General features: G+C 66.4%; 13 protein-coding genes. 6 read left to right on the forward strand and 7 right to left on the reverse strand.

From position 1 onward, the window contains the following. Nucleotides 1-14 precede the first annotated feature (14 nt). Nucleotides 15-1,685, reverse strand: coding sequence for an amidohydrolase (locus FHS55_RS08960; RefSeq protein ID WP_343056081.1), 1,671 nt, complete (start codon nt 1,683-1,685; stop codon nt 15-17). A gap of 160 nt (nt 1,686-1,845) precedes the next feature. Between FHS55_RS08960 and FHS55_RS08965 the strand changes: the two genes are divergently transcribed. The 5 genes from FHS55_RS08965 to FHS55_RS08985 all read left to right on the forward strand — a co-directional run bounded on the left by FHS55_RS08965 (nt 1,846) and on the right by FHS55_RS08985 (nt 7,330). After that, nucleotides 1,846-2,952 carry an ABC transporter ATP-binding protein gene (locus FHS55_RS08965; protein WP_183189786.1) on the forward strand — a complete coding sequence of 369 codons (1,107 nt, stop codon included), beginning with the start codon at nt 1,846-1,848 and terminating at the stop codon, nt 2,950-2,952. Nucleotides 2,953-2,954: 2 nt separating this feature from the next. Further along, on the forward strand, nt 2,955-3,875 hold the full coding sequence (locus FHS55_RS08970) for an ABC transporter permease (RefSeq protein ID WP_183189393.1): 921 nt from the start codon (nt 2,955-2,957) through the stop codon (nt 3,873-3,875). Continuing rightward, nucleotides 3,868-4,671 carry an ABC transporter permease gene (locus FHS55_RS08975; RefSeq protein WP_183189394.1) on the forward strand — a complete coding sequence of 268 codons (804 nt, stop codon included), beginning with the start codon at nt 3,868-3,870 and terminating at the stop codon, nt 4,669-4,671. The genes FHS55_RS08970 and FHS55_RS08975 overlap by 8 nt, the downstream gene beginning before the upstream one ends. Nucleotides 4,672-4,735: 64 nt before the next feature. Beyond that, nucleotides 4,736-5,770, forward strand: a complete 1,035-nt coding sequence (locus FHS55_RS08980) for an extracellular solute-binding protein (protein ID WP_183189395.1) — start codon at nt 4,736-4,738, stop codon at nt 5,768-5,770. 141 nt (nt 5,771-5,911) lie between these two features. Next, complete coding sequence (locus tag FHS55_RS08985) at nt 5,912-7,330, forward strand: amidase (RefSeq protein ID WP_183189396.1); 1,419 nt, start codon at nt 5,912-5,914, stop codon at nt 7,328-7,330. 35 nt (nt 7,331-7,365) lie between these two features. Here the strand turns inward: FHS55_RS08985 and FHS55_RS08990 are convergent, their stop codons facing one another. From FHS55_RS08990 to FHS55_RS09000, 3 genes are all read right to left on the reverse strand, one after another. Next, nucleotides 7,366-8,433 (reverse strand): polysaccharide pyruvyl transferase family protein, encoded by a 1,068-nt coding sequence (locus FHS55_RS08990; RefSeq protein WP_246339999.1) that lies wholly within the window; start codon nt 8,431-8,433, stop codon nt 7,366-7,368. A gap of 105 nt (nt 8,434-8,538) precedes the next feature. Continuing rightward, nucleotides 8,539-8,676 (reverse strand): hypothetical protein, encoded by a 138-nt coding sequence (locus FHS55_RS08995; protein ID WP_183189397.1) that lies wholly within the window; start codon nt 8,674-8,676, stop codon nt 8,539-8,541. 555 nt (nt 8,677-9,231) lie between these two features. Continuing rightward, on the reverse strand, nt 9,232-10,581 hold the full coding sequence (locus FHS55_RS09000; protein ID WP_183189398.1) for an MFS transporter: 1,350 nt from the start codon (nt 10,579-10,581) through the stop codon (nt 9,232-9,234). A gap of 834 nt (nt 10,582-11,415) precedes the next feature. On the opposite strand from FHS55_RS09000, the gene oxlT reads away from it, so the two are divergent. Further along, the gene (gene oxlT, locus FHS55_RS09005; RefSeq protein ID WP_183189399.1) at nt 11,416-12,738 is read left to right on the forward strand and encodes an oxalate/formate MFS antiporter; all 1,323 of its coding nucleotides are present in this window, start codon (nt 11,416-11,418) and stop codon (nt 12,736-12,738) included. A gap of 90 nt (nt 12,739-12,828) precedes the next feature. On the opposite strand, the gene FHS55_RS09010 is transcribed toward oxlT, so the two are convergent. The 3 genes from FHS55_RS09010 to parE form a co-directional block, all read right to left on the reverse strand. Further along, nucleotides 12,829-13,635 carry a carbon-nitrogen hydrolase family protein gene (locus FHS55_RS09010; protein WP_183189400.1) on the reverse strand — a complete coding sequence of 269 codons (807 nt, stop codon included), beginning with the start codon at nt 13,633-13,635 and terminating at the stop codon, nt 12,829-12,831. Next, complete coding sequence (gene speB / locus FHS55_RS09015) at nt 13,635-14,690, reverse strand: agmatinase (protein WP_183189401.1); 1,056 nt, start codon at nt 14,688-14,690, stop codon at nt 13,635-13,637. The genes FHS55_RS09010 and speB overlap by 1 nt, the downstream gene beginning before the upstream one ends. A gap of 367 nt (nt 14,691-15,057) precedes the next feature. After that, nucleotides 15,058-17,130, reverse strand: a complete 2,073-nt coding sequence (gene parE, locus FHS55_RS09020; protein ID WP_183189402.1) for a DNA topoisomerase IV subunit B — start codon at nt 17,128-17,130, stop codon at nt 15,058-15,060. Between the last annotated feature and the right edge of the window lie 41 nt (nt 17,131-17,171).

The following is a 17,171-nucleotide window of genomic DNA, read 5'->3' on the forward strand; positions in this document are numbered from 1 at the left end:
GATCGAAAGGGGCCCTACGCTGCGTTGCGCTCGTAAGTGACGTGGCCGCCGCAGATCGTGGTGGCCACCTTGAGCGTGTCGATATCCTGCGGCGCCGTCGCCTCGATATCGCCGGTCAGGATGACGATATCGGCGGCAAGGCCCGGCGCCAGCCGTCCCTTGCTCGCCTCCGCGAACTCGGTGAAGGCCCCGTCGAGGGTGAAGCCCGCGATCGAATCGGCAAGGCTCTGGCGTTCGTCCGGGGCACCCTCGAAGACCGGCCCGCGCGTCATCGCCGTCTTGATGCCGAGCAGCGGGTCGAGCGGCGCCACCGGCCAGTCGCTGGCGAAGACAACGCGGGCGCCGCTGTTGCGCAGCGTCTGCCAGGGATAGGCGAGCCGCATCCGCTCGCGGCCGACCATGGAGAGGATCGGCTCGGGGGGATAATAGCCGCCCGGCGCGTGGGTCGGCTGCATCGAGGCGATGACGCCGAGTTCCGCGAAACGGGGCAGGTCGGCGGGCGCCAGGATTTCGATATGCTCGATGCGATGGCGGCTGTCGCGCACGCCATTGGCCCGCCGCGCCGCCTCATAGCCGTTCAGCGTGCGGTTGACGGCGGCATCGCCGATGGCATGGACGGTGATCTGGAAGCCGAGACGGTCGATCTCCGTGGCGATGGCGTCGAATTCCGCCGGCTCGAAATAGGAGGAGCCGCGCACGCCGGGCGCGGTGTCGTAATCGGCGAGCATGTGGGCGGTGGTGGATTCCACCACGCCATCCATGAAGATCTTGACGAAATCGGCCTTCAGCCGGTCGGAGTTCCAGCGCCGGCGCATCTCCACCGCCTTCTCCAGCTCGGACAGCGCCATGCCGGGGATGAAGCGGAACGGGACGCGGCCGCGCACGGTCAACTCGCCCGCCGCCTCGATCTCGCCCAGCAGCTCCAGCTGGTAGAAATTGCCGTCCATGTTGTGGAAGCTGGTAATGCCGAGCGAGGCGCAATAGGCGAGGGCCTGCTTGATGATGCCCTTGTCGATGGCGCGCTGCGCGGGCGTCGGCGGGAATGAGGGCTCGACGCCCTGCAGGCCGAGCATCTCGCGCCCGCCGGCCGGGGTGAGGCGGGCCACCGGCGCGAAACCCTCGAACTCGCGCAGCTCGCCGGTGGCGAGCCCGTCCGCGCCCATGACGATCTCGTTGCCGGGCGGCACCTGCCGGCCGTGCAGGATGCCAGCGAGCTTCAAGGCCGGTGTGTTCGCCCACATGGTGTGGTGGTCGCTGGCGAAGAAGGCGAGCGGCCGGTCCGGCAGCACGCGGTCGAGCACATGGCGGGTGATCGGCTCCTGCTCGCCGAACATGAAATAGGCTGCCTGCTCGACCACCAGCAGATCGTTCGACGGCTCCGCCGCTGCGCGCTCGCGCACCGCCCGGGCGATGGAATCGAAGCCGGTGACGCCGGCCAGCGAGAGGCTGTTCAGCTGCGCGCCGCCGGTGAACAGATGGATATGGCTGTCGATGAAGCCGGGCAGCACGGAGGCGCCGCCGGCATCGATGCGCCGGCGGGCGGTGGGCGCCGCTGCGGCAATGTCGGCACGGGAGCCGACCGCGAGTATGACCCCATCCTTCAGCGCAATCGCCTCGGCGAAGGGCTGGGCGGGGTTCATCGTGACGATGCGGGCGTTCTCGATGATGAGGTCGGCGGTCGACACGGGATGCTCCCAAATATGGCGGGCCAAAAATATGATCACATTCTTAGCCTCCCGCCTTGCCGGAAGCCAACCCGTCACATAGGCTCAGCGAAATCAGAAATGTGGACGCGCGGGTTCCCGCGTGTCTTCCAGAGATCGGCACTACAGCAACGGGTGAATGATGCCGGAGCCTGCCGCGGTACAGGGTAAGCGCATCGCCATTGAAGCCAGGGGTATCGTCAAGCAATTCGGTCAAGGACCGAGTGCGCTTCGTGCGCTCGACAATGTCTCGGTATCCATTCGCGAAAACGAATTCTTCACGTTGCTTGGCCCCTCTGGTTGCGGCAAGACGACGCTTCTAAGAATGATCGCTGGGTTCGAATACCCCACGGAAGGCGCGATCCTGCTCCATGGCGAGGACATTGCCGGCCTGCCGCCCTTCAAGCGGCCGATCAACACCGTGTTCCAGAGCTATGCGCTGTTTCCCCATCTGAGCGTCTGGGAGAATGTCGCGTTTGGCCTGCAGATGCTGGGGCGGCCCTCGGCGGAGATCGGCCCGCGCGTCGCCGAGATGCTCAAGCTGGTCCACATGGAGGAGCTGGCGCAGCGCCGCACCGACCAGATTTCCGGCGGCCAGGCCCAGCGCGTGGCGTTGGCCCGGGCGCTCGCCCCCGCGCCAAAGGTGCTGCTGCTCGACGAGCCGCTCTCGGCGCTGGACTACAAGCTGCGCAAGGAAATGCAGATCGAACTCAAGCGCATGCAGAGCGAGACCGGCATCACCTTCGTGTTCGTCACGCACGACCAGGAGGAGGCGCTGACCATGTCCGACCGCATCGCCGTGATGTCGAAGGGCAAGGTTCTGCAGATCGGCTCGCCCTGGGACATCTACGACAAGCCGGCCGAGCGCTTCGTCGCCGACTTCATCGGCGAGACCAACTTCCTCACCGCAGAAATGGTCGGCATCGGGGGTGGCACCGCGCGGGTGCGGCTCCGGTCCGGCATCGAGATCCCCGCCACCATCGCGGAGGGCTACACGCCCGGTCGCGAGGCGACCATCGTGGTGCGCCCCGAGCATGCGCGGGCGGTCAAGACCGGCGGTCAGCTGGCCGGCAAGGTCGAGAACGTCGTCTATTTCGGCACCGATACCCACATCTACATCGTCCTCGACGAGGGCGGCCCCTTCATGGTGCGCCAGCAGAACTCGCGCAGCCAGTCCTGCGGCTTCGAGGTCGGCGATCGCGTGGGCATCGACATCGCGGCGGATGCCGCGCAAGTGTTGCGGGACTGATCATGGCGAGCGCAGCAGACGTCGCGCGTCAGGAGGAGGGGCGGAAGATCCGGTCGCGCTGGCTGCTCTCGGCGCCGGCGCTGGTCATCGTCTTCATCGCCGCCATCGGGCCGCTTCTGGTGATGCTGGCCTATTCCTTCATGACCAAGGGCGATTATGGCGACGTGAAGCCGGCCTTCTCGCTGGATGGCTGGTTCTCCGTACTCTTTCAGCGCGACATGTTCGACGACACGCTCTCGCTGGCGGATGCCCACCTGTCGATCGTCTGGCGCTCGGTCCGGCTGTCGGTGATTACCACCTTCGCGACGCTGGTGCTGGGTTTTCCGACCGCCTATTTCATCGCCACAAGGCCGCGCAACACCCGCGAGGTATGGGTGTTCCTGGTGACGATCCCGTTCTGGACCAACCTGCTGATCCGCACCTTCGCGATGCAGCAGGTCATCCGCAACGAGGGTATCCTCAATTCCCTGCTGATCTGGCTCGGTATCATCCGAGAGCCGCTGCAGATCATGTATACCGACTGGGCGATCCTGTTCGGCATGGTCTATGTCTACCTGCCGCTCATGGTTCTGCCGCTCTATGCGAGCCTGGAGAAGCTGGATTTCCGGCTGATCGAGGCGGGGTACGATCTCTATGCCGGCCGGCTCGCCGTGCTGCGACGCATTATCCTGCCGCTGGTGAAGCCGGGCATCGTCGCCGGCTCGATCCTCGTGTTCATCCCCTCGCTCGGCGCCTATGTCATTCCGCGCGTGCTGGGCGGGGGCAAGAACCTGATGCTCGGCAATCTCATCGAGCTGCAGTTCGGCTCGGGCCGCAACTGGCCGCTGGGCGCGGCGCTGTCGATCACGCTGATGGTGCTGGTGATGGTCGCCATGCTGTTCTATGTCCGCAACGCCGCGCGTTCGGGAGGCGGGCATGGCTAGGGCACGCTTCGACGTCCGCTCGCAGCCGGGTTTCGGCACCATCGCGCTGTTCACCTTCGTGGTGCTCTACCTGCCGATCATCACGCTGGTGGCCTACGCGTTCAACGCCAGCGAATCGCTCACCGCGTGGGGCGGCTTCTCGCTGCACTGGTTTGGCGAGGCGGCGCGCAACACCGCCGTGCAGGATGCGGCCTGGCGCTCGCTGGTCATCGCGCTGAGCGCGGCCAGCGTGGCCACCGTTGCTGCCACCATGGCGGCGATCGCCACCACCCGCACCGCCCCCTATCGCGGCCTCGGCTTCAAATATGCCTTCATCAACCTGCCGCTGATGGTGCCCGAGATCGTCACCGCCGTGGCGCTGCTCATCGTCTTCGCGCGGGTGAAGGTGTGGACCGGCTATTCGGGCCTCGGCTATCTCATCCTCGCGCACACGGCCTTCTGCATCCCCTTCGCCTATCTGCCGATCCGCGCGCGGCTCGAGGGCATGGACGAGGCGCTGGAGCGCGCCGCGGCCGACCTTTACGCCCCGCCGTGGCAGGTGTTCCGAAGGGTGACGCTGCCTCTGCTGCGGCCGGGCATCATTGCCGGCTTCATGCTCGCCTTCGTCATCTCGCTCGACGACGTGGTCATTTCCGAGTTCGTGAAGTCGGGCGGTCAGGATACGCTGCCGACCTACATGCTCGGCCAGATGCGGCGCGAGATAACGCCGGAGGTCAACGCCATCGCGGCGGCTTTCCTGGCGCTGTCGGTGGTGCTCGTCACCATCTTCTTCTTCATCAACCGCAAGAAGACGTAGGCCAGAACGACGATCCGGCATCCAATAGCGAAGATCTCGAACCGAAAACGGACGGAGTGGGAACATGAACTGGAAATTGACGGCAGTCGCCTCGGCGATGGCCATTGTGGCGAGCGTCGGTGGCGCCTCGGCCGCAGGCTCGCTCAATATCTATAACTGGGGCGATTATACCAGCCCCGAGCTGATCAAGAAGTTCGAGCAGAAGTACGACGTCAAGGTAACGGTCACCGACTACGATTCGAACGATACCGCGCTGGCCAAGGTGCGCGCCGGCGGTCATGGCTTCGACATCGTGGTTCCCTCGGCCAATTACGTGCCGATCTGGGTGAAGGAGGGTCTGCTGCTGGAGGCCCGGCCGGACCAGATGTCCAACTTCAAGAATGTCGACGAGCGCTGGGTCAACGTTCCCTGGGATCCCGGCCGTCACTATTCGGTGCCGTGGCAGTGGGGCCTCACCGGCATCGGCGTGAACAAGAAGGTCTATGGCGGCGACATCAACACCTCCGCCATCTTCCTCGATCCGCCGAAGGAACTGGTCGGCAAGATCAACGTCGCGCCGGAAATGAACGACGTGCTGTTCGCCACGATCAAGTATTTCGGTGGCAATTGGTGCACGTCCGACAAGGAAGTGCTGAAGAAGGTGCGCGACAAGCTGGTCGAGGCCAAGCCGAAATGGCTGGCCATGGACTATAGCGTGACCGAGAAGCTGCCGGCCGGCGACTATGCGGGCGTGTATTACTGGAACGGCGCCATCATGCGCTCGCGCCTGAAGAATCCGGATATCGCCTTCGGCTATCCCAAGGAGGGTTTTCCCTTCTTCATGGACAGCGTCACCATCCTCAAGGATGCCAAGAACGTCGAGAACGCCAAGCTGTTCATGAACTTCATCATGGAGCCGGAGAACGCGGCGCTGATCTCGTCCTTCGCGAAATATGCGAACGGCATCAAGGGTTCGGCCGAATTCCTGCCGCCCGAGATGAAGACCGCTCCGGAGCTCTCCGTGCCGGCGCAGTTCGAGAAGGCCGGCGAGTTCCTCACCGCCTGCCCGCCGGAGGTCTCCCAGCTCTATACCCGCATCTGGACCGACGTGAACAAGTGATGCCATCTGCCGCCGCGCGCGGATAGGGTGCGCGGCGGTGAGGTTCCGTTTGTCATCCCCGGTCGGGCGCCGGGGGTGGCGAGGGGAGGCAAACCCTGACGGGGCGGCCTCTGCGCCACCGACCGAGACCGAGGCTTGTCCATGCACCTCATGGATCTGACGGCGACCGAGCTGTCCCGGCTGATCGCCACGCGCGCCATCAGCCCGTCCGAGACCATGGCGGCCTATCTTGAGCGGCTGCCGGCGGTGAATGGCGCCATTAACGCCATCGTCTCCCCGTGCGATCCCGATGCGCTGATGTCGCAGGCGCGGGCGATGGATGACGCGCCGCGTCGCGGCTGGCTGCATGGCTTGCCCTTCGCGGTGAAGGACCTCGTCGCGGTGCGCGGCGTGCGCACCACCTATGGCTCGCCGCTCCACCGCGACAACGTGCCGGAATATGACGACCTGCTGGCGGCGCGGCTGCGCGCGGCGGGCGCGATCTTTACCGGCAAGACCAACACCCCGGAATGGGGCCATGGCAGCCACAGTTTCAATCCTGTGTTCGGCGTGACCCGCAATCCGTACGACACGACGCGCAGCGCCGGCGGCTCCTCCGGGGGCGCGGCGGCGGCGCTGGCCGCCCGGCTGGTGCCGGTGGCCGACGGCTCCGACATGATGGGCAGCCTGCGCAACCCCGCCGCCTTCTGCAATGTCTACGGCTTTCGGCCGAGCTATGGGCGCGTGCCCGGCGATGCGGACGGCGACACGTTTCTCGCGACGCTGGCGACCGACGGGCCGATGGCGCGCACGGTCGAGGATCTGGCGCGGCTGCTCGACGTGCTGGCGGGCGAGAACCCCCAAGTGCCGTTCGGCCGGCCGGCCGGCGATTTCGCCGGACAGCTGAAGCGCGATGGGCGGCGCGACCTGCGCGGCCTGAGGGTCGGCTGGCTGGGCGACTGGGGCGGCGCCTATGGCTGCGAGCCCGGCATACTCGACCTCTGCGAAGAGGGGCTGGGCGTGCTGGAATCCCTCGGTGCCCGGGTGGAAAGGCTCGCGCCGCCCTTCCCGGCGGAAGACCTGTGGACGGCGTGGATCCACCTGCGCGGCTTCCTCAACGCGGGCGCGAAGGGCGCGCAGGCCGCGGATCCGGCCGTGTTCGCGCAGCTCAAACCGGAGACGCAGTGGGAAATCCGCACCGGCCAGGCCGTGAGCGCCGCGCAGGTTTACGCGGCGAGCGTCGTGCGCTCGCGCTGGTACGCGACTGCCGCAAACCTCTTCCGGCGCTTCGACATTCTGGCCATGCCGGCCGCGCAGGTGTGGCCGTTCCCCGCCGAGTGGCGCTGGCCGCAGGCCATTAACGGGCGCGCCATGGATACCTATCACCGCTGGATGGAGGTAGTGGTGCCGGTGAGCCTGCTCGGGCTGCCTTCACTGGCGGTGCCCTGCGGCTTCGGCCCGGGCGGACTGCCCACCGGCATGCAACTCATCGGGCCGGATGGCGGCGATGAAGCGGTTCTGGCGGTCGGCGCGCATTATCATCGCGCCACCGACTGGCCCGCGCGACGGCCGCCCCCATAGGCGGATCCCGCCGTGGGCAGGGCGTTCTGCCCGGCTCACGCGCCGAGCGTTGCGCTCCGCGCCTTGTCGTCGCGCCGGAGCCGGGACACGTCGTGCTGCAGCGTGAGCGCCCGCAGGGTCGGGTGATCCCATATCGTGCCGCCCGGCGCCGGCGCGAGCGGGGCGGCTGGCAATGGCAGGGCCTCGATCAGCGCATCGGCATCCGGCAGGTCGACCGGGTTCCAGTGCCTGTCGATGGCCCGCATCACCGCCGGCCAGTCGGTCAGTGCCTCGCGCGGCTGGGCATAGGCATGCAGCCGTGCGCGACCGAGGCCGCGATAGAGATCGATGATCCTGAGGTCGAGGGTCGGATCCGCGCCGAGATCGAGATCGACCACGCCCGCCTCCGTGCTGGCCGGCGAGAAATAGAGGCAGGGAATGCCGTAGCTCTCGGCGACGACCATGCCATGCAGGCTCATCGAAACGATGCGCTCGCAGGCGCGGATTTCATCGAGCTTGTCACGCAGACCATCGAGCGCGATCGGGGTCACGGTGGTGATCAGGCGAATGTCGTCGCGCAGTTCGTCGGGAATGAGATAGCGCGCATAGGCCTCCAGCGGATGGGCCTCCATCTCGCGGTCGGCCAGTTCCGACAAATGCAGGATGCAGCCAAGCTTCCATTTCTTCGCCACCGGACGGCTGTCGAAGCGCGGCAGCAGCCACACCGGATCGCCATAGATGCCGGTGCCACCGCTGCCACCGGTCAGCAACCGCTCGGACACCGGGCCGCGCGTGGCGCGCACATGGAAACGGGAGCCGGCCGGCGGCACGAACGGCTCGCGCTCCGCCTCTGGCCGGGTGGGGTTGCGCCAGTTCGAGCAGCCGGTGCCCCAGAACCAGACATCGCCGCCGGAAAATCCATGGCCGATCGTGCCGACCGCGGCCATGCGGGGCGTCATCGACTGGCTCGGCACGCGATGCACGGCAAGGCCGCTGATCAATGAAACCATGACCGGGCTCAAAGCATCGCCAAAATTGAGATAATTCATCTGCAATGTCGAACCGGCCCAGCCTAAGGGTATGCTGCCGGTGCGGGAGATGATGTCGTCCAGTATGTTCGGCATCAAATCGCCGGCTCCATTGTCCCGATGTTCGAGGGGGAGCAGGGTATAGCCTTCAGCCGCGATGTACAGCGGGTTCAATTCGTCGGGGCAGGGAAGGGGGATGCCTCAGCGCTCGCGCAGCATCTCGATCATCGAGCAGAGGCTTTGCTTGATCGTGATGAATCGCGGACGAAACGCGGGCGGCGCGATGAAAGCCGCCAGCTGAATCAGGATCAGCGACATATGGTAGCGAATTAGTTCCATTTTGCCCCCCAGCGGCGGGGACAATGGACAAGCTTTGCGGGTGGCTCAAGAGCGTTCCGCACTTTTTTACCGATAGGCGGCTGTGCCGGCCCGCTCTGCGCGAGCGGCCCGGCGGGGCCTGCTTGCGGCCGGATGGGGCTTCCCGCTCCATGCGCGCAGCTTGTTAAGCCAAAGTAGATGGGCGCTTCGGAGCGGAATATAGCCTGAAAGCCCGTCAGGATACCGTTGGTTACATTCGGAAACATTAGACAATATGAAGAAACTCGATATCCGGATCAAGTTCTGTTTATCTGCGCCCGTCTGGACCGATCCCTGCCCGGACGCGGCCAGGCCGGGCCGGCGCTGCCCTCACGGGTCCGCTGCCGGCCCGTTTTCTCGCTCCGTCGAAATGGCGGGGCTCCGCGGCGCCCACCGGACGGGCCGCCGCATCGGGCATGTGGGCGCTCCCTCCGCGCTCGGATCCACCCGCAGCTTGTCGCCGGCGCGGGCGGATGACCGACTCACCCCGGCCGGGTTCTGCCCGACCGGGCCGCTTCAGGCTTCACGTCTACGGCGTCACGCCTCCATGTCGACGTCGCGCGTCTCGGTGCCGAGCAGCAGCGCGATGAGCGTCAGCACCGCCATGGCGGAGAGATAGACGCCAACCCAGAACGGACTGCCCCCGCCCCAGGCCCATAGCGCCACGGCGATGAACGGGGCGACCGCCGCGCCGAGGATCGAGGACACGTTGTAGGAAATGCCCGAGCCGGTGTAGCGCACGCTGGCGGGGAACAGTTCCGGCAGCAGCGCGCCCATCGGGCCGAAGGTCATGCCCATCAGGCTGAAGCCGACGATGAGCCATGCCATGACGCCGACCGGGCCGGAGGCGAGGATCGGCACCCAGGCGAGGCCGAAGACGATGATGGCGCTGGTCACGCAGATCAGCGTGCGACGACGGCCCCAGCGGTCCGCCCACGGGCCGGAGAGCATGGTGAAGATGCCGAAAAACACCACGCCGAAGATCATCATCAGCACGAAGGTCGTGTAGTCGTAGCCAAGGCCGGGCAGCTTCGCCGTGGCGGCCGCGCGGCCATAGCTGAGCGAGAAGGTCGTCATCAGGTAGAACAGCACATAGGTCGCCAGCATATAGAAGGTGCCGAGTACCAGCTGACGCGTATGGGTGCGGAATACCGAAAACAGCGGCACGCTGTGCACCTTGCCGGCCTTCACCGTCTTCTTGAACGCCTCGCTCTCCACCAGGTTCAGCCGCACCCACAGGCCGACCACCACCATGACGACGGAGAACAGGAAGGGGATGCGCCAGCCCCATTGCAGGAAGGCGTCCGAGGGGCGCGAGGGATCGCTGGAGGGCAGGCCCGCGGCGATGAGGAGGAACAGCCCGTTGGCCAGGATGAAGCCGAGCGGCGCGCCGAGCTGGGGAAAGGTGCCGAACAGCGCGCGCTTGCCAGCGGGGGCGTTCTCGGTGGCGACCAGCGCCGCTCCGCTCCATTCCCCGCCGAGCGCGAAGCCCTGGGCGAGGCGCAGGATCACCAGCAGTGCCGGCGCCAGCCAGCCCACCTGCTCATAGGTCGGCAACGCGCCGATGAGGAAGGTGGCGATGCCCATGGTGAGCAGCGCGCCGACCAGCGTGACCTTCCGCCCGCGCCGGTCGCCCAGATGGCCGAAGAAGATGGCGCCGAGCGGCCGCGCCACCATGGCGGCGCCGAACACCGCGAAGGAGGCGAGCAGGGCCGTCGTGTCGTTGCCGGAGGGGAAGAACAGATGCGGGAATACCAGCACCGCTGCCGTGGCATAGACGTAGAAATCATAGAATTCGATGGTAGTGCCGATCAGGCTGGCGAGGATGACGCGCGAGCGCGGATTGGCAATGGCGGCGCCGGCGGGCGCGGCAAGACTGGACGACATCGATTGGCTGCTCCGATGGCGATCGGGCGGCCGCGGCCGGCCCGACGACCGAATATGTCTCGAGCGGCCCTTTTAGAGCAGGATCCGTTCCGGCGCAGCCGGGCTGTCTCATACTTTCGTAGTGGCGTGATCGGGATTTGTCTTTGGCCAGGCTCGCCTTTGCTCGCCGGCTCCGGGGAGGCCGGCCCGGCCGACGCTGCCGCGCGTCAACCGGCGATGCGAGTCGCGGGCCTTCCCGTTCTTGTGACCGGCCGGGCACCGCCGCGATGGCCGCGCGCCTCATCATCCGCCGCCAATCCGGCTCGCGACCGGAAGGATGCCGCAGAGTCCGACAGACGTCACATGGCCGGGAGCAATGTCCGGGGTGACACACGCTGGGGAAGCTGGGTGCGTCTCAGTGTCATTAGGGTGTCATACGTTGCGTAATTCATCGCTCGAAAATCAAAAATACCCTATCGACAGCAACGTCATTCGTGCGAATGGAAAACAATAATATTCAATACGTCTTGTATATGCCGCCGGATATTAATTGGAATATGAAATGGTAAGAGTCATTCCTCTAGGGGATATACATTGGTATATTAGATATTGAATCTTGATCGAGAGGTGATATCTATCGATTGCGGATTGATGACGTAGCTTTCGTGAAATGTTGGCCTTACCGAACGTCAGTTACTGATGTTGAGCAAGGCGAAAGATCGATCGCGAAGGCCGGCACGTTTCCTGTCCGGTCTCGGAGTTGGCGTCGCTCTTCGCAGAGATAGGTGCATGGCATCGAAGTCCGAAACGGCCGTGAAGAGCCGTGCGGTTGTGCAACAGGTCGAGGAAATTTCAATGGAAGCGAGCACTGCGACACCGCAGACGTCGACGCGCGCCTGGGAACCCTGGTTCCAGCTGGCATGCGGCATTGTCTGCATGGCAATGATTGCCAATCTTCAGTACGGATGGACCCTCTTCGTCGATCCCATCGACCAGGCGCATGGCTGGGGCCGCGCGGCGATCCAGACCGCCTTCACCATCTTCGTTCTCACCGAGACATGGCTGGTGCCGATCGAGGCGTGGTTCGTTGATCGCTACGGCCCGCGGATCGTGCTGTCCTTCGGCGCGGTCATGATCGCGCTGGCCTGGGTGGTGAATTCCTACGCCTCCTCGCTGACCATGCTCTATGCCGGCGCGGTGCTGGGTGGCATTGGCGCCGGTTCGGTCTACGGCACCTGCGTGGGTAACGCGCTGAAGTGGTTCCCCTATCGGCGCGGCCTCGCGGCGGGCGCCACGGCGGCGGGCTTCGGTGCGGGCGCGGCGCTCACCGTCGTGCCGATCGCCAACATGATCGCCACCTCGGGCTACCAGTCGGCGTTCCTGTGGTTCGGCATCGGCCAGGGCGTCATCGTGCTGGTTGCCGCGCAGTTCCTCTATCCGCCCAAGTTCAAGATCGCCGCCCCGAAAAAGGCGCTGAGCCTGCCGCAGAGCAAGGTCGACTACCAGCCCTCGCAGACGCTCAGCAAGCCGGTGTTCTGGCTGCTCTACGCGATGTTCGTCATGGTCGCCTCGGGCGGCCTGATGGCAGCGGCGCAGATCGGCCCGATCGCCCATGATCTCGGCGTGGCCAACGTGCCGGTGAACATTCTGGGCCTGCAGGCCGTGGCACTCACCCTCGCCATTTCGCTGGACCGCATCTTCGACGGCTTCGGCCGCCCGATCTTCGGTTATGTCTCCGACCGTATCGGCCGCGAGAACACCATGTTCATCGCCTTCGGCACGGCGGCGGTGATGCTGCTCTTGCTCGTCTATCACGGCTCCAACCCGGTCGTGTTCGTCGTCGCCACGGCCTGCTTCTTCGGTGTGTTCGGCGAAATCTACTCGCTGTTCCCCGCCACCGCGGGCGATACGTTCGGGTCGAAGTTCGCCGCCACCAATGCCGGCATGCTCTACACCGCCAAGGGTACCGCGGCGCTGCTGGTGCCGATCGCCAGCATCGTCGCGGCGGCCTATGGCTGGTATGCGGTGTTCGCCATCGCGGTGGGCCTGAACGCCAGCGCCGCCTTCCTGGCCCTGTTCGTGCTGAAGCCTCTGCGTTCGCGCTTCATCGCCCGTTCGGCGGTCGAGGCGCAGAGCGGCACGGCGACGATCACCGGTCGCCAGTCGCCAGCGCACTGAGCGTCATCTGCCGAAAAGACCAAACGCGCCGGGAGCCTCCTCCGGGCGCGTTTTTCTTTGTCGATCAATTGCTTGTTATGCGCTCTAGCGTCAGCCGCCCGGTATCAGCCGCCGATACACGTCCGGCCGCCGGTCGGGCAGATGGGTGCTGAGAGCCCGCGCCGTCTTCAGCCGCTCGGGGTCGAGATCGGCGAGAACCAGTTCCTCGCCATCGCCGGCCAGCACCAGATTGCCCCCCTGGGGGTCGCCGACGCAGGACAGGCCCATATAGTCCAGCTCGCCCTCGCGACCGCAGCGATTGGCATAGGCGACGAACAGCTCGTTCTCGAAGGAGCGCGCCGGCACGACGAAGAGCGAGACGGCGTCATAGGGCTTCATGTTGGCGGTTGGCACGAGGACGAGGTCGGCACCGCCCAGAGCCAGCGCGCGGACCACTTCGGGGAATTCCACGTCGTAGCAGATCAGCAGGCCGATCTTGAGCCCGTCGATCTCCGCCAATTCGGCGGTGCCCTCGCCGGGGGCGAACATCGCCCGGTCGATATCGCCGAACAGATGCGTCTTGCGGAAGTTCAGCAGGGTCCTGCCGTCCCGGTCGAGCAGCAGGGCGGAATTGTAGATGACCCCGCCCTCGCCGATCTCGGGGTAGCCATAGGCGAGGGCGATCCCGTGATGGCGCGCGATGTCCGCGGCGCGGCGGGCGCTCGGCCCGTCGCTGGGTTCGGCGGCGGCCAGCGCCGCCTCGCGGCCGATATTGTAGCCGGACAGAAACATTTCCGGGGCCACCAGCAAGCGAGCACCGGCTGCCGCGGCGCGGGCGGCGGCGGCGTCGAGCCGGTCGAGATTGGCGGCGGGGCGATTCTCGGGATCGCCCGCCGTCTGCAGCAACGCGATCCGCATCAGCCGCCGCGCCGTGCCTTGAGCGAGGTGACCGCCATGCAGAAGATCTCGAACAGCACCTGCGCCGCCGCCTGCGCCGTGTTGGAGGTCGGGTCATATTGCGGGGCGACCTCGACGACATCGCCGCCGATCACGTCGAGCCCGTTGAGGCCGCGCAGGATCTCCAGCACCTCGCGGGAGGTGAGGCCGCCGATTTCCGGCGTGCCGGTACCGGGCGCGAAGGCGGGATCGAGGCTGTCGACATCGAACGAGACATAGACCGGGCCGGTGCCGAGAATCGCCTTCGCCTTCTCGATGATGGCGGGCACGCCCATGCCGGTGACCTCCTCGGCGTGGATCACCGTCATGCCGCTCTCATAGGAGAACTCCCACAGGAACTCGGCGCCGCCGCGAATGCCGATCTGGATCACGCGGCCGGGGTCGAGCGTGCCATCCAGTACCGCCTTGCGGAACGGTCCGCCGTGATGGAACTTCGAGCCTTCATAGACGCCGCTCGTGTCGCAATGGGCGTCGATGTGCAGCATGCCGACCGGACGCGTCTCGCCGACCGCCTTGAGGATGGAGCCGGTGATCGAATGGTCGCCGCCCACCGAGAGCGGAACGACGCCGGCCGCCACCACCTTCTTGTAGAAGGCTTCGATATCGGCATGGCAGGTGTCGAGGCTGAAGCGGCTGGTGAAGGGCACGTCGCCGATATCGGCCACCTTGGCATCGGCGGCGGGCACCATGCCGAGCACATGCTCATAGGGCCCGACGCGCTCGATGGCGCGCACCGCACGCGGCCCGAGCCGGGCGCCGGCGCGGTTGGTCACGCCCAGATCCATCGGTACGCCGATCAAGGCGACGTCGAGGCCACCGAAATCGGCGAGGTCCTGCACGTCGGGGCGATAGGGCGCGTCGAGCAGCGTGGCGGCATTGGCCCACGGCCACACGCGCCGGTCGCCCCCCTTGAACTGCAGTTCGGCCACGCGCTTGAAAGTGGGGTCGAAGATCACCCCGCCGGCGATGGCGCCATATTTCGCCCGGAGCTTCTCGAGCTTTTCCTGATCGGACATTCGTGCCTCACGCTTGTTCGGAAGTCGGCCCAGCCTAGCCGGGCCGGGCGGCGGCGGGGAGGGGGTATGTGGCGGTGTCCCGTGCTGCTTCGCCGGATGCGCGGGGCGGCGACGGGGAGGGGGGAGCGTCATTCTCGGCCGGCCCCGCCGGAGACGGGATCGGGCGTGCCGTTCAGCGCCAACACTTTCCCTCGCCACGATGGGGAAAGGTGGCCCGCGAAGCGGGTCGGTGAGGGTCGTCGCCTCGGCGGAGCGTCGAAGACCCTCACCCCGCCGCTCTCCGCGACGGGGAGAGGGACCCGTCGGGCTCACGGTCTCGCGGTCCGCTCGGCTATACGGCGGTTCCTCGGTGGCGAAGGCAGCCTGCTCAGATATCCAGCAGTTCCTCATTGGCGAAGGCGGCGCGTTCGGAGATGAAGGCGAAGCGGCTTTCGGGCTTGTTGCCCATCAGCCGCTCCACCACATCGGCGGTGGCGGCGCTCTCGGCTTCCGCGATGGTGACGCGCAGCAGCATGCGCGACTTCGGGCTCATCGTGGTTTCCTTCAGCTGCGCCGGCATCATTTCGCCGAGGCCCTTGAAGCGGCCGATATCCACCTTGCCGCGGCCGGTGAACTCCTTCTTCAGCAGCTGGTCGCGATGCGCCTCGTCGCGCGCATAGAGCGTCTTGGCGCCCTGGCTGATGCGGTAGAGCGGGGGAACGGCGAGGAAGAGATGGCCTTTCTCGATCAGCTTGGGCATCTGCCGGAAGAAGAAAGTGACGAGCAGCGAAGCGATATGCGCGCCGTCGACATCGGCATCCGTCATGATGATCACGCGCTCATAGCGCAGGTCCTCGTCGCGATATTGCGCACCGGTGCCGACGCCCAGCGCCTGGATCAGGTCGGCGAGCTGCTGGTTCTGCGCGAGCTTGTCGCGCCCGGCATTGGCGACGTTGAGGATCTTGCCACGCAGCGGCAGCACGGCCTGGGTCTGGCGCTCGCGCGCCTGCTTGGCCGAGCCGCCGGCCGAATCGCCCTCGACGATGAACAGTTCCGAGCCGGCGGCGGAATTGTTGGAGCAGTCGGCCAGCTTGCCCGGGAGGCGCAGCTTGCGCACCGCGCTCTTGCGGGAGATTTCCTTTTCCTGACGGCGGCGCAGGCGCTCGTCCGCGCGCTCGATCACCCAGTCGAGCAGCCGGCTCGCCTGGGTCGGGTTGCCGGTCAGCCAGTGGTCGAACGGGTCGCGCAGCGCGCCCTCGACAATGCGCGTGGCTTCCGCCGTGGCGAGCTTCTCCTTGGTCTGGCCCTGGAATTCCGGCTCGCGCACGAAGACCGACAGCATGGCGGCGCAGCCCGACATGACGTCGTCGCTGGTGATGATGGAGGCGCGCTTGGCATTGCCGATCCGCTCGGCATGGTCGCGCAGGCCCTTCAGCAGCACCGCGCGCAGGCCGGCCTCGTGCGTGCCGCCCTCCGCGGTGGGGATGGTGTTGCAATAGGAGGAGATGGAGCCGTCCGCGTCGCCCAGCCACGCCACCGCCCATTCGGCGGAGCCATGGCCGCCGGGACGCGATGTCTTGCCAGCAAATATGTCCGTATGGACCAGCGCGTGGCCTTCGATATCGGCGGCGAGATAGTCCTTGAGGCCGCCGGGGAAGCGGAACACCGCCTTTTCCGGGATCTCGGTGCCGGCGACCAGCGCGGGATCGCAGGTCCAGCGGATTTCGACGCCGCCGAACAGATAGGCCTTGGAACGCGCCATCTTGAAGACGCGGGCCGGCTTGAAACGCGCGCTCTCGCCGAAGATCTGCGCATCGGGATGGAAGCGCACGCGCGTGCCGCGCCGGTTCTGCACCCGGCCCACCTCGACGATGGGCCCCTGCGGCACGCCGCGCGAATAGGTCTGCCGGTAGAGCACCTGCCCGCGCGCCACCTCGACCTCCAGCATGTCCGACAGCGCGTTGACCACGGAAACGCCGACGCCATGCAGGCCGCCGGAGGTCTCGTAGACCTTGCTGTCGAACTTGCCGCCGGCGTGCAGCGTCGTGAGAATGACCTCCAGCGCCGACTTGCCGGGATATTTCGGGTGATTCTCGATCGGGATGCCGCGCCCGTTATCGGTCACGATCAGGCAGCCATCCGCTGTCAGTTCCACCTCGATGAAGCTGGCGTGCCCCGCCACCGCCTCGTCCATCGAATTGTCGATGACCTCGGCGAACAGATGGTGCAGCGCCTTCTCGTCGGTGCCGCCAATATACATGCCGGGCCGGCGCCGCACCGGCTCCAGCCCCTCCAGCACCTCGATATCGGCGGCGGTGTAGCCGCTCTCGCCCGGCGTTCCATTGGCGTGCGTCCCGTTGGCCGGCGCGCCGCGCGTGGCAACAGGCGCCGCGCTCGGCGCCTTGGCGGCCGGGCGCGGCTGAGGAGGCGTGGAGGCAAACAGGTCGTCGGCGTTCGACATCGAGCGTTGCGGCCTTCGGCTGGCGATGGGGCGATTCGACC

The sequence above is a fragment of the Ancylobacter tetraedralis genome, from assembly GCF_014195655.1.
Classification (GTDB): Bacteria; Pseudomonadota; Alphaproteobacteria; order Rhizobiales; family Xanthobacteraceae; genus Ancylobacter; species Ancylobacter tetraedralis.

Excerpts from the sequence above, each read along its gene's own strand:
- oxlT (WP_183189399.1), top strand. The coding sequence starts at position 11,416 with ATGGAAGCGAGCACTGCGACACCGCAGACGTCGACGCGCGCCTGGGAA.
- FHS55_RS08965 (WP_183189786.1), top strand. The coding sequence starts at position 1,846 with ATGCCGGAGCCTGCCGCGGTACAGGGTAAGCGCATCGCCATTGAAGCC.
- FHS55_RS08995 (WP_183189397.1), bottom strand. The coding sequence starts at position 8,676 with ATGGAACTAATTCGCTACCATATGTCGCTGATCCTGATTCAGCTGGCG.
- speB (WP_183189401.1), bottom strand. The coding sequence starts at position 14,690 with ATGTCCGATCAGGAAAAGCTCGAGAAGCTCCGGGCGAAATATGGCGCC.
- FHS55_RS08970 (WP_183189393.1), top strand. The coding sequence starts at position 2,955 with ATGGCGAGCGCAGCAGACGTCGCGCGTCAGGAGGAGGGGCGGAAGATC.
- FHS55_RS08980 (WP_183189395.1), top strand. The coding sequence starts at position 4,736 with ATGAACTGGAAATTGACGGCAGTCGCCTCGGCGATGGCCATTGTGGCG.
- FHS55_RS08990 (WP_246339999.1), bottom strand. The coding sequence starts at position 8,433 with ATGCCGAACATACTGGACGACATCATCTCCCGCACCGGCAGCATACCC.
- FHS55_RS09000 (WP_183189398.1), bottom strand. The coding sequence starts at position 10,581 with ATGTCGTCCAGTCTTGCCGCGCCCGCCGGCGCCGCCATTGCCAATCCG.
- FHS55_RS09010 (WP_183189400.1), bottom strand. The coding sequence starts at position 13,635 with ATGCGGATCGCGTTGCTGCAGACGGCGGGCGATCCCGAGAATCGCCCC.
- FHS55_RS08985 (WP_183189396.1), top strand. The coding sequence starts at position 5,912 with ATGCACCTCATGGATCTGACGGCGACCGAGCTGTCCCGGCTGATCGCC.
- parE (WP_183189402.1), bottom strand. The coding sequence starts at position 17,130 with ATGTCGAACGCCGACGACCTGTTTGCCTCCACGCCTCCTCAGCCGCGC.
- FHS55_RS08975 (WP_183189394.1), top strand. The coding sequence starts at position 3,868 with ATGGCTAGGGCACGCTTCGACGTCCGCTCGCAGCCGGGTTTCGGCACC.